Here is a 12469-nt window from a genome sequence, read left to right on the forward strand (position 1 = left end):
CCCGAATTAACGGCGGAGCGCTTCATCACGGGAGCGTTGGGAGAACGGTATTACCGAACCGGAGACCTGGCGCGCTGGTTACCCGATGGCAGCCTCGGTTACCTGGGACGGATGGACCGGCAGGTGAAAATCCGGGGGTACCGGATCGAACTGGGTGAAGTGGAGTCGGTGCTGCTGGAATTGCCGGAGATCGAAGAGTCGGCCGCGGAGGTGCGGGAAGACACCCTGTATGGCTACTACGTATCGAGCAAAGAGGTGGAGGAAGCCGAAGTACGGAGGCACTTGCGCGTGAAATTGCCAGACTTCATGGTACCGGGCCAGGTGATGAGATTGCAGGCACTACCCCGGACATCCAGTGGCAAGATTGATCGTAGCGCACTTCCGATCCCGCAAAGGCTTAGCGAAAACGTTCAAATCGAATCGCCTCAAACCGAACTTGAAGAAAAGATATTAACAATTTGGAAAAAAATCCTCAATACAGATGTTGTTGGAGTAAATGATAACTTTTTTGAAGTTGGAGGTACTTCTATCTCTCTGTTAACACTTGCTGTCGATCTGGATGAGGCAGGAATAGAAATCGAGCCTATAGAGCTTTTTCGCTTATCCACTGTGAGGGAACAATCTGATTACTTTAGCTCAATAAACCCAATACCATTAAAGTATTAAACATTCTACAATGATTCGAGAAAGGAGCTGCCTCAATGGATTTATATAGATTGGCAACAAATTATAGCTTCTGTGTTAAAGAAAATTATATATGAATGCAAAACAGCTGATTGCTAATATACGATGCTCTATTAAGTCATCTAATGAATCTCTTAGGCTTCCCACAAAAAAAGAAGCAGGAAATCTTCTGTAGAGAAGGAGGCTCGGTGGTGATATTCAATCCCGTTATTTTTAAAGAGGAGAGCTTGACTTTACTTGCGCCAATGGAATGCCTTTCCTCATGTGTAGTCTCATATCTTAAACATATTGGGATGAATCCGAATTACTTTTTAATAGGATACTGGTCTTTAAGATACGACTACGGGAATCTAGCTGCCGGTATGTCAGCAAGTGAATATAATTTGACGGAATCCTATGGTCTTGACATAGTCCCTGCAATTAATTCGAGTAAAGAAGAGTTGATTAGAAGTCTGAGTCAAGGGCATGTATCTTTTTATTCTTGTATTTCTTCAAGTTTAACTTATTTTCCAAAAGTGATGTTAACTCATGAGAACTCTGGTTTTACACACGTTATTCTCCTGGTTGGCTATAACGAGACAACAGATCGTATTTTGTTAGCTGACCCTACTGCCAAGTATTTAGGGGAAATTAGATTCGAAGATTTACTAGCTGCGGGTACATCCACGTCAGGATTCTCATATTATATGCTCCAACAAAACGGTTATAAATCTATGGTGTTAAACTCCTATATTAAGGAAAAAGTGTCACAGGCCTATATGGCTTATTTGTACCCAAATGATCACTCTTCAATACATCTTGCTGTGAAGAGTTTCATTGATGATCTAGATGCAAGCTTTCACTGGACAAAAGCCAAAAGAGATAGCTGGATAATGCAGAATAATATCTCATTAACTTCTATCTATAAAATGAGAGGTGTGTTCTGGAAAAGCTATAAGGAAAGTTGCGAATTAACTGAAGCTAACGTTCTATTGGGTGATAGCCTGATTGAAGGGATTATTAGACAATGGGTTTCAAGTAATTTTATGCTTGTGAAATATCAACGTGCAAACGATAACCAGCTTTTGGTGGAGTCAATCAAGCAAGGGATAAAAAAAGCAGTAGATCAGGAACGGGAGTTTTTAGCTTTCCTATGTGATCTATCTTAATATCCATATCATAAAGAGTCGTATTAAGCTGGAATATCTACAGTGGTTAAGGTCACAGTACAAGTTCTTAACACTATATTTGATTGGTTATGAGCTACGGAAGAAGTAACTTGAATTTTTGGTTGCTTCTTCAAATAACTCCACAGAAAGAGGAATTAAAATGACTAAAGTTGGCGTTATTGGAGCGGGCATTATGGGCTGCGGTGTTGCGCAGAACCTCGCTCAATCCGGTCTAGAAGTTGTACTACTGGATGTCAGCGAGAAAATACTGCAGGAATCCAGAGAAAGAATTACAAATGATCTACGTTTCCGCTCATTATTTAATTCTTCTGAGATTCTGGAGGCATCTGATTCAATAATGCAACGTATCCATTTTGGGACGGATTACTCTTTATTGAGAGATGTTGACTTTGTTGTTGAAAATGCAACTGAAAATTGGGAAGTGAAGCGAGAAATTTACACAATTATTGATGATGTTTGTAAAGAAGAGTGCATTTTTATGATCAATACTTCATGTATTTCAATTACCAAATTGGCTGCATTAACCAAGAGAGCAGATAAAGTGATAGGAACTCATTTCATGAATCCAGTAGCTGTTAAGAGAGCAGTGGAAGTAATTAAGGGGTACCATACTTCTAACAGTTGTATTCATGCAGTCGAAAAGTTCATGAGACGCATCAACAAAGAAATAATTATAGTTAATGATTATCCTGGTTTTGTTTCAAATCGCATTTCACACTTGTTCATTAATGAAGCTGCATTTGTTGTCCAAGATCAAGTAGCTTTACCAGAGGATGTAGATGCAATTTTTAGAAAATGTTACGGGCATGCAATGGGACCTCTGGAAACGGGAGATTTAATCGGCTTGGATACAGTGGTTCATTCTTTAAACATTCTTTATGAAAGCTATCAGGATTCTAAATTTCGTTGCTGTCCATTACTGAAGAAGATGGTTGATGCAGGATTATATGGTAGAAAAAGTGGTCAGGGTTTTTATGTGTATCCCTAATTAATAGAGAACACTATGATCAGAAATTCTTAGTGGAGAGTGAATAAGATGGATGAGATAAAATCTAAGATTAAAGTTTTCTTAACCCGTTATTTTCGTAATTGTGAGTTGACAGATGATGATGACATTTTTGAACAGGGATTTGTTAATTCCCTATTTGCTATGCAGCTGGTTATGTTTATCGAAAAAGAATTCGCTATAACAATCGAAATTCAGGACATGGATCTGTCCAACTTCAGGACAATAAATCAGATGGTCAGTCTGATTCAGAAAAAGACCACCAACTGAAAAATCTGCTTAATGATGGGGGATTGTAATGAAGATTGAATTAACATCAGAACAGTCAACATGGCAATATGAATTTCGAAATTTTGTTGACCAGGAGATAGTTCCTCGCGCAGCTTATAACGATAAACAGGAGCAAATTCATCCTGAAATTATACATATAATGAGTGCAAAGGGCTATCTAGGCTCCATGATTCCTAAGAGGTACGGTGGTATGGAGCTGGATAACGTTACATTAGGTATTCTTAATGAAGAGATGGGTCGAGGATGTTCCTCAGTGAGAAGCTTGTTGACGGTACAAGGTATGGTGGCATTGGGAATTCTGAGATGGGCAACAGAAAGTCAGAAGGATTACTGGTTACCGAAGCTAGCTTCCGGTGAGGTATTGGCTTCGTTTGGACTTACCGAACCGAATGTCGGTAGTGATGCTAAAAGCATTGAAACGACTGCCGTACTTGATGGAGACGAATATGTATTGAATGGTCAGAAAAAATGGATAACTATGGGTCAAATAAGTGGAATGTTTCTCATTTTTGCCAAGTATGATGGGAAGCCAACTGCATTTTTAGTAGAGAAGAGCAATGTTGGATTTGATGTTATACCTATGTCAGGGCTGTTAGGTGCAAGGGCTTCTATGATTGCTGAAATACGATTTAACAACTGCAGGATCCCGAAAGAAAATCTTCTTGGACAAGTCGGGATGGGATTATCACATATCGCGTTACCATGTCTTGACTACGGTAGATTTACGATTGCTTGCGGCAGTGTAGGATTGGCACAGGCATGTTTTGAAGCTTCAGCTCACTATGCAAATTCAAGAATTCAATTCGGTAGGCCCATAAGGGAGAACCAATTGATTCAAAAGATGATTACAGAAATGACTGTAAATATTAAAGCTGCCAGGTTGCTTTGCTATAAAGCCGGGTATTTGAGAGATACAGGTGATCCAGACAGCATCATGGAAACTTGGTCAGCTAAGTATTTTGCCTCGACCATGCTTAATAAAATTGCAAGTGATACAGTGCAAATTCATGGGGCCAATGGATGTCACAACGATTATCCAATTGAAAGATACTATCGTGATGCCAAAATTAATGAAATTATAGAGGGAACGACACAAATGCACGAAATACTCATTGCAACACAAGAAATCATTACTGTCCGTCGAGCATCAAGAAAAGCTGCTAATTTGGAGAAAAGTAAGGAGAATATTTCCCATGACCTTTCCAATTGATGAGAAAATAAAGACTAAGGCCAAACGCCATATTAAATGTGTGATTTGGGACTTAGATCACACCATATGGAATGGAATTCTTATGGAGAATTCTGAGGTTCAGCTACATTCACACATTCTTGATGTCATTATAAGCCTAGATAAGAGAGGTATACTTCAGTCGATAGCTAGTAGGAATGAATATGATATTGCAATGGAGAAATTGAAAGAATTGGGTATCGAAGAATATTTCATTTACCCGCAGATTAACTGGAATAACAAATCTAGTTCAGTCCAAACTATCTCCAATCTGATTAACATAAATATGGATGCGATAGCCTTTATTGATGATCAACTTTTCGAACGAGAAGAAGTGACTTTCCATCATCCACAAGTTTTTTGTCTAGACGCTGTGGAGACAGTTAACTTGCTTAAAATGTCAGAATTCTCACCCGCATTCCTTACAAAGGATTCCATAAATCGTAGACAGATGTACTTAAACGATATTGTGCGCAAGAGCGCTGAGGATCGTTTTGAAGGTCAGCAAGACGAGTTCCTGTATTCACTCGATATGGTACTTACTCTTTCCTTTGCTGAAGGAGATGATCTAAAGAGGGCAGAGGAATTAACTGTAAGAACGAATCAATTGAATGCAACCGGCTATACATTTTCTTACGAGGAAATTGAAGCTTTATCACATTCTCCTAATCATAAACTTATAATTTGTGGTCTAGATGATAAATTTGGAACCTATGGTAAAGTAGGACTGGCACTTCTGGAATGCAACAATGATTGTTGGACCCTGAAACTACTTTTGGTATCCTGTCGAGTTATCTCGAGAGGGATTGGGGCTGTAATGTTGAACTTTATAGCCAAACTTGCCAATAATGCTGGGAAAATATTACGGGGGGAGTTTCTACCTACTGGCCGTAATCGGATGATGCTACTTACTTATAAACTTTCAGGTTTCAGGGAGTTGGAAGAGAGAGAAGGCATGCTTATACTTGAACACGAACCGAGTCAACTTCAAAATGTACCAGAGTACATTACATTATTTGACTACGTTTCGTAAAGGTATGGTTCGAATAGATGAATTAAAGAGTGAAGATCTATCTCTAGATGGCGTGAACCAGTTTGTGTGATGTAGATTATTCTATCACAACAATGCCTGAAAATATGTCTATTAATCTACTTAAAAATGCTGTTGTATACTGTTCGGACGTTTCGTAGATTATCATACTACAAAAAAAGCGGCTTTCAGATATTCTAATTATTATCCTAAGCCGCTTATATGAGTAACAAAAATTATTTATTGCTATTCTCAAATTTCCTATTCTTCATAACCAGAAGGAAAGAAAGAATCAAAATTGTTATATAAATAACGGGGGATGCAATTTCTATTGGTGTTAGAACATTGTTTGTTTTATTGTCATCACTTAGTATGAACAGAATTATTCGGTAAGGAGGAATTATCCATGAAATAATAGGAGTAGTTTGATCTATAATACCTTGGCCTCCTAATGAAATTGAAAGAATAGTACATAGTCCAAAAAAAGATAAACGGGTTGTTCTGAAGAGCTTTTGATTAAACCATACTGCTATTGAGATTCCGAGCAAAGCTGATAGTTGATGACAACTGAAGGCAATTAAAGCTTGTTGAAAACTTGGAGTATAGTCAAATTTATCAAATATTATAGGGTAAATAATTGCGAACGTTGAGATTGGAAGAGTGAACAACCATATGTACAGAAGCTTTAAGGCATAAAGAAGAGTTAACTTTCTAGAATGAAGGAAAGTAATAATTTGTTGTGTCTCATCTTCAATATCAATAAACCCGTAGCAAAACCAAGCCGAAACAAAAAAAAGAAAGGTGGACGTAATCGCATAGCTATCCATGACTGGATTTGGCACAACCCCGTACAGGAAAAAAACAGCTATAAGATACAAAGTGAGTGGTGCTACATAACGATAAGAACGTTGATAATACCTATGATAATAAAATAAGATGTGTAACATTTAAGTTAGACTCCCTTCCTGTCAATGTTAATTATCGATCCACCGGCTTGTAATATTTCTAAAAGCAGGGTATCACAGGAGTCTTCATGTACATAGAAACTGGTTAGGCTGTTAGCAGTAGAGCTGGATATCACTCCTATATGGGATGAAAATTGATTAGCCAGACTCATATCTTTAAACCTACAAATTACAAGAGAAGCTCCTTCATTAAAAACTTGTTGTTCTTCATGTTCAAACAGTGAAGCATCTTTTACTGTGACGATCCTGTCAGTTATTCTTTGGAGCATGGCAGGTTCATGAGTTGAAATTACAATCGTAACCCCCTGTTTTTTTAACTCCTGCAGTGCGCTAATCATTTCGAGTGAAGAGGATACATCTAAACCTGATAAAGGTTCATCGAGTAGAAGCAAGTCTGGTCTGGATAATATGCTCTGCATCATATTAACTTTCTGTAGCATGCCTTTAGAGAAATACCGCATAGGTTGATCACTCAGCTGTAAATGGAAAAGTGAGTGTAATTCCTTGATCCTTTGGTGCAGATAATCTTTTTTTAGACCTTGAATGCAACCCATATGTATTAAATATTCCTGGGAGGTGAATTTATGCTTGGGAAAGCGATCCGGCATGAAGCCTATCTTTGGTTGCTGCGAATTATTGACAATGCGGTGTCCAGTGGTGGGGTGAATAAAACCACCAATTATTCTAATAAGGGTGCTCTTACCGGAACCGTTTGTGCCTAGCAAAATAAGTGTTTGGCCTTGATTTATAGTCAGCGATATAGTCGATAAAACAACTTTATTAGAATAACGTTTAGTTATATTATTTAATTCCACAATTGAGCTCAATATTAATGTCCTCCTTTTATATATTTTAGTTAACCTAATTTCATAAAATTTCACCTATATCTTAACTTGCTCTTTTCAGTCACTTCTCAAGAAGTAAGTAGCAACCAATTTAGTTTAGCGCAAATTTAACATATTGTCACTCCATTTCTAGTATATTCTATATTCCTTTTTTCTTGTATTGAATATAATCTTATTTTGTTGTGTAAAAGAATATGATAAATATACATTTATGGGATAAAGTGATAATGTTAAATTGTTACAATAGTAGTTTCATTGGTCTCATCAAAATGAATATAGAGTTAATGATGTTAGCGAAGGAGAGTTTGAAAATGAAGAAAAGCGCGTTCATTTTTCCAGGACAGGGAACACAATATGTTGGAATGGGAAAGACGCTCCATGACCAGTTTTCCTCAGCGAGAGAAACTTTTGAAGAAGCTAATGATGTGACTGGTATTGACATTACGAAGTTGTGTTTCGAAGGAAGCTTATTAAAGCTAAGCCAAATTGATATGGCACAATTAGCTATAGTTACAGCGAGTGTTGCAGCCTACAGGGTATTAAAAGAAGAGTTAGAATTAGAACCGGATTATGTCGCTGGTCATAGTTTGGGAGAATACTCTGCGCTTGTTGCTAGTGGAGTAATATCTTTCAAAGATGCACTTAAGCTCTTACAACTAAGAGGAGAGTTATGTTTTCCTTATTGCAATTCGGGAAAGGGTTCGATGTCGATTATCGATCATGTGCAAAGTGGACTCATAGAAAACATTTGTTCGAAGGTATCTTCTGTGGGATGTCAGGTTTCCATAGCTTGTTATAATGCTCCCCTGCAGACAGTTATTACAGGGGATGCAAAAGCAGTGATGGAAGCAGAAGATGCAGCTGTTATGCTTGGGGGAGGAGTAACTCCACTTATGATGAGTGGTCCATTCCATAGTCCCATATTGCAACCAGTTGCAAATCTAATGGAAAGAGAGCTTAAAGATTTAAAGGTATCCAATTTTTCTTTTCCAGTTATGTCAAATGTAACAGGTCTTCCTTATACTACACCCGAATCGGTGAGAGAATTGTTATTATCACATTTGACGCATCCGGTTAAATGGATGGATATTTTACATTATTTGAGCATAAATAACATTGATGTCATGGTTGAAGTAGGACCTCAACATATTTTAACTAATTTACTGAAGTTAAATGATGCTCCATTTAGTACATATTCTTTTGGAATAGCCAATGAATTGCCTTCACTCTCAGCCCTAAAACCAAAAAAATATTCTGATATTGAATTTATGGCACAATGTTTGAAAGCTGCAGTAACAACACGTAATCGAAATCTGGATGAGTCCGCTTTCGAATCTGCGATTGAAGCCTACACTGAGCTTGAGCAAATAGATAGGGAGGTTAATCTTCATAGAAATATCTTATCCAATAAACAGCGAGAAAGAGCTATTCAGCTGTTAACGCAAGTCCTTGTGAATAAGCAAGTACCTTTAAATGAACGAGAGATGACACTGGGGAAATTGCTCTGTCAAGATTAAATTTAATAAACGAAATGAGGAAATGACATTGACGAAAGAGAATAAAAATAAAATTAGAAATTTTATCTCACGATTCTACAGACACCATAACTTATCGGATAGTGATAATTTAGTGGAGCTCGGTCTAATGAATTCACTTTTTGCTGCCCAGCTCACCATGTTCCTTGAACAAGAGTTTGAGATACAGATGGAGATACGTGAGCAATTTTTTGAGAAATTCAATAGCATAGACACAATATGCAGTCTAATAGACGAGCATATAGAAGATTCGACAGGGTCGCATGTATATCAACTCCCGAATGGCTTAAAGGTTGAATATTTGAATAAGACGGATGCTGATCACTTTTATGAGGATATTTTCGTTAAACAGTCTTATTTGTCTAATGGGATTGAGTTGCGTGATGGAGACTGTGTTTTTGATATTGGAGCAAATATCGGCTTGTTTTCATTGTTCGCCTTACAACGTAATAAGGGGATAACAGTCTACGCTTTTGAACCGTCTCCATTAACTTACAAAGCCCTGCAGAAAAATCTAAACGCGTATAAAGATCAAGTTCATTTATTTGAATGTGGTATTTCTAATAAAGAAGGTAGTGGTACTTTTACTCATTACATTCATAGTTCAGGTATGTCAACATTTCATCCTAACGAAGATCAGGAGATGGAATCACTTAGAAATATAATTACAAATGCAACCAACGTAAAAGAAGATAAAGAGCATTTAGTGGCTTTATCCGTGAATGACCGTTTACAAAGCGAAATATTTACATGTGAAATTCGTACCATGGCAAGTGTGTTGGGTGAGCATCCTATTAAAATTATTGATCTACTTAAGATAGATGCTCAGAAATCAGAGTGGGAAATATTGAGAGGTATTCCGGATGAGGCTTGGCCAAAAATCCGGCAAGTTGTAATGGAAATTCACGACTTAAACAATAGGGTGTCGGAGATTGAGAAATTTTTAGGGGATTTAAACTATCAAGTTCATATAGAACAAGATGTGTTGTATAAGGGGACTAACCATTTTAATCTTTATGCTATTCAAAATAATTAACGATTTGGGACGTAAATATGAAATTCTTTTATTAAATTTGAAATACGTGTTTACCTCTGCGTTGACGTCAAAAGTTTGTCACAAGATTGGCAATAAAGAGTTGAGTTTCTAGCTGAATGGACCTCTCTATAGGAGATATTTCCCGCTCCAAACTGCCATAAAGCCTCTTTGTGAAAAGTAGAAAATTAAGCTGTGTTCTAAAAAATAGAATAATGTTACGAATGAACTAGCAGTGATGTTAAATATATATAATCCTCTCTGGCTAGGGAGTGTAAAAAAATCACATCATATTGCTAGGAATGTTCTAATAGGGCTAGCTTGTTCTGGAGCCTTAAAAGAGCCTTTTCTTAATATATTTTACGATCTGAAATTGGTTTGATGAGCCCTAATAGTCTCTATATGTCACTAAAATGTTGCTTTTAGTGGAATATAGAGATTTTTTTAACATTAAAATATATAATTTTATTTTATTCTTTAATATGTATCAAAATCAAATTATTTTTTTTGTTCCCAAAATAGAGAAATGAATGTATAATATTTACTTAGAAGTAATGTCTTACACCCTTAAATTCCTTTATCTAGGTGATGGGAGGGAGATGAAATTTGATACATTGTCTGCTTGATAGTTTTGCTTTTCTATTAAACCAGAGACGTTATCCTGTAGATTACCGGCCACTTTATTTTGGTGCATGGAATGTGCCTATTACTTGGGATGAAAATCACGAATTAACTTATTTCTCAACGGATCTATCCCCTCAATCGTTTGTTCAGGATTTCACGGAAACATATGGAGAAGCTATAGATATGTTTCTTTTTAAAAGTAAAAATTTCAATTTTGATAGTTTACATAATAGTATGCCCGAGAATATAAACGATAAAAGGGTTATAGCTTGTGTCGATTTGTTCTACTTAAATTACCCGAATCGTTGTTACAAAATTAAACATCGTCCGCACTTAGTCATTATTGAGCAAGAAACGAAAGACTGTTGTCGTATAATAGATTCCTATTTTAATTGGAGTGGAAGTGTACCTCATGCAGATATTGCCTCTTCTTTTATTGAAGCAACAATGTGGTTCACTCTGGACACTGGAAAATTACATTCACCAACAAAGGAAAATGTACTCCGCAAATTAGCCGATTCCTGTTTGAATTTTGATAATGAATTATCCTCAGTAGTAAGTCGAAATTTAAGCGAGGCAATTGAATTAGGCGGAACTGAAAAAGTTATGAAAGAGATCTCTAAGAAATTAAGTCAACTTGGTGTTTTGGCGAAAAGAAAAAAAGCATATGAATATGCTTTTTCTTACTTATCAGAAACGATGAAGTTAAATTTAGATCTGAATGAAGAAAGAATGAAAATACTCCAAACAGGGTGGAGCAGTCTTGCATTTTTAATTGTTAAACTAGGTATTAACGGTAAGGTTGAGGATTTAAATAGGTTACTTGATAAAGTAGAAAACCTCGCGAATCTCGAATCGGAGATTAAGGCGGACTTATTGTTAATTTGTAAAAAAGCTATTTGAAGGTGGGGGTTCTAATGGAAACTCGGATTTCGATGAACGAAATTTCTAACAATAAATTAGCGGATATGATTGTGTCCAAATTAATTTACAGTATTGAGAACATCGAAGGATGTAGATTTGATAAGGAGAACTTCGAAGTCGTTGTTGAGCACTCTTCTTCCGATCAGCGTGCAGAAATTGAAAATGTTGTGCTTCAACTTATTTCTCGTGAGCAATCCTATCGAGGATTTTCGACCAAAATATTAAAAGATAATTTAAGCGAAGTAACCGTTCCAAATTTGCATGAAGACTTATCGAATATCTATTCGCCTAATCATAATGTCAAACGTGGTGTAGCATTGGAACTTTATGATTCACTGAATAGACTGTTACAAAAAGTTGCTTTAAAACATACATTAGATGAAAGAAAGTATTCTTCGCTTATAGAGACGCAGGTTTTAAAAAGATGCGGTTACATTCGTTCATTTCCTCAGAATCTCTTCATGGTTTCGGAATTCCCGCATTTATTAGAAGCTCTCGATCAAGTTGAAGAATCAGGAGGAAGCGACTCCATTGCTCGGCAAAGTAAGTTTTCTCTTTCTACAGCAACTTGTATGCACTGTTATGCGGAGTTGGCGGATCGGGAAATCGAGACCCCATTAGTTATAACAGCAGACTCCAACTGTTTTCGGCATGAGGCTCCATGGCGGCTATCCAGTTATAGACTGAACGAGTTTGCGATGAAGGAGATCATCGTTATAGGGGAGCCGGAATTTGTTGAGGCTAAGAGAAAAGAATTAATTGAAGAAGTGTGGGGATTGTTTTGTGAAATGGGGTTGGCAGGGAAAATAGAATCGGCGAGTGATTTGTTTTATTACTCTGACGATACAGGCAAAAGTCTGCATCAGGTTGTAAAGAATTTGAAATACGAATTGATTGCCGTTGTTCGATCAGGAACAGAATCTTTTTCCATAGCATCCTTCAATAATACTCGTTCATCTCTGGTTAATTCATTCGGTATTATAGATCCTAATAATCCCATTTTACATTCGGGCTGTATAGCATTTGGTCTGGATCGTTGGGTTTATGCAGTTCTCTCCTCTTTTGGTAGTACGCCTTCATCTTGGCCAAATAAATTGAGAGAATTGTTGCTTTGATAGGACAGTCTGTCCAAGGG

The 12469-nt window shown here is 37.0% G+C and carries 12 protein-coding genes; 10 read left to right on the top strand and 2 right to left on the bottom strand.

Annotated elements, in window-relative coordinates; genetic code table 11:
* The 6 genes from J2T16_RS09215 to J2T16_RS09240 form a co-directional block, all read left to right on the top strand.
* Positions 1-666, top strand: a 666-nt coding sequence (locus J2T16_RS09215; protein ID WP_499018205.1) for an acyl carrier protein, incomplete at its 5' end; no start/stop codon positions are given.
* Positions 667-809: 143 nt separating this feature from the next.
* On the top strand, positions 810-1832 hold the full coding sequence (locus tag J2T16_RS09220) for a C39 family peptidase (protein ID WP_499018207.1): 1023 nt from the start codon (positions 810-812) through the stop codon (positions 1830-1832).
* 160 nt (positions 1833-1992) lie between these two features.
* Complete coding sequence (locus tag J2T16_RS09225; protein ID WP_221791718.1) at positions 1993-2841, top strand: 3-hydroxyacyl-CoA dehydrogenase family protein; 849 nt, start codon at positions 1993-1995, stop codon at positions 2839-2841.
* A gap of 48 nt (positions 2842-2889) precedes the next feature.
* Positions 2890-3129, top strand: a complete 240-nt coding sequence (locus J2T16_RS09230) for an acyl carrier protein (RefSeq protein WP_221791717.1) — start codon at positions 2890-2892, stop codon at positions 3127-3129.
* 28 nt (positions 3130-3157) lie between these two features.
* Positions 3158-4360, top strand: coding sequence for an acyl-CoA dehydrogenase family protein (locus J2T16_RS09235; protein WP_221791716.1), 1203 nt, complete (start codon positions 3158-3160; stop codon positions 4358-4360).
* Positions 4344-5411, top strand: coding sequence for an HAD-IIIC family phosphatase (locus J2T16_RS09240; RefSeq protein ID WP_221791715.1), 1068 nt, complete (start codon positions 4344-4346; stop codon positions 5409-5411). The genes J2T16_RS09235 and J2T16_RS09240 overlap by 17 nt, the downstream gene beginning before the upstream one ends.
* A 233-nt stretch (positions 5412-5644) precedes the next feature.
* Here the strand turns inward: J2T16_RS09240 and J2T16_RS09245 are convergent, their stop codons facing one another.
* Together J2T16_RS09245 and J2T16_RS09250 are read right to left on the bottom strand one after the other, a co-directional pair.
* Positions 5645-6355 (bottom strand): hypothetical protein, encoded by a 711-nt coding sequence (locus tag J2T16_RS09245; RefSeq protein WP_221791714.1) that lies wholly within the window; start codon positions 6353-6355, stop codon positions 5645-5647.
* Between the two features lie 5 nt (positions 6356-6360).
* The gene (locus tag J2T16_RS09250) at positions 6361-7200 is read right to left on the bottom strand and encodes an ATP-binding cassette domain-containing protein (RefSeq protein WP_221791713.1); all 840 of its coding nucleotides are present in this window, start codon (positions 7198-7200) and stop codon (positions 6361-6363) included.
* A 329-nt stretch (positions 7201-7529) separates the two neighbouring features.
* On the opposite strand from J2T16_RS09250, the gene J2T16_RS09255 reads away from it, so the two are divergent.
* The 4 genes from J2T16_RS09255 to J2T16_RS09270 all read left to right on the top strand — a co-directional run bounded on the left by J2T16_RS09255 (position 7530) and on the right by J2T16_RS09270 (position 12449).
* On the top strand, positions 7530-8735 hold the full coding sequence (locus J2T16_RS09255) for an ACP S-malonyltransferase (RefSeq protein WP_221791712.1): 1206 nt from the start codon (positions 7530-7532) through the stop codon (positions 8733-8735).
* 28 nt (positions 8736-8763) lie between these two features.
* Complete coding sequence (locus tag J2T16_RS09260) at positions 8764-9789, top strand: FkbM family methyltransferase (RefSeq protein ID WP_221791711.1); 1026 nt, start codon at positions 8764-8766, stop codon at positions 9787-9789.
* Between the two features lie 603 nt (positions 9790-10392).
* Positions 10393-11313 (top strand): DUF6005 family protein, encoded by a 921-nt coding sequence (locus J2T16_RS09265; protein WP_499018211.1) that lies wholly within the window; start codon positions 10393-10395, stop codon positions 11311-11313.
* 14 nt (positions 11314-11327) lie between these two features.
* Positions 11328-12449 carry a class-II aminoacyl-tRNA synthetase family protein gene (locus J2T16_RS09270; protein WP_434349134.1) on the top strand — a complete coding sequence of 374 codons (1122 nt, stop codon included), beginning with the start codon at positions 11328-11330 and terminating at the stop codon, positions 12447-12449.
* Positions 12450-12469: the final 20 nt, after the last annotated feature.

Source organism: Paenibacillus intestini (assembly GCF_030803945.1).
GTDB lineage: Bacteria > Bacillota > Bacilli > Paenibacillales > Paenibacillaceae > Paenibacillus > Paenibacillus polysaccharolyticus.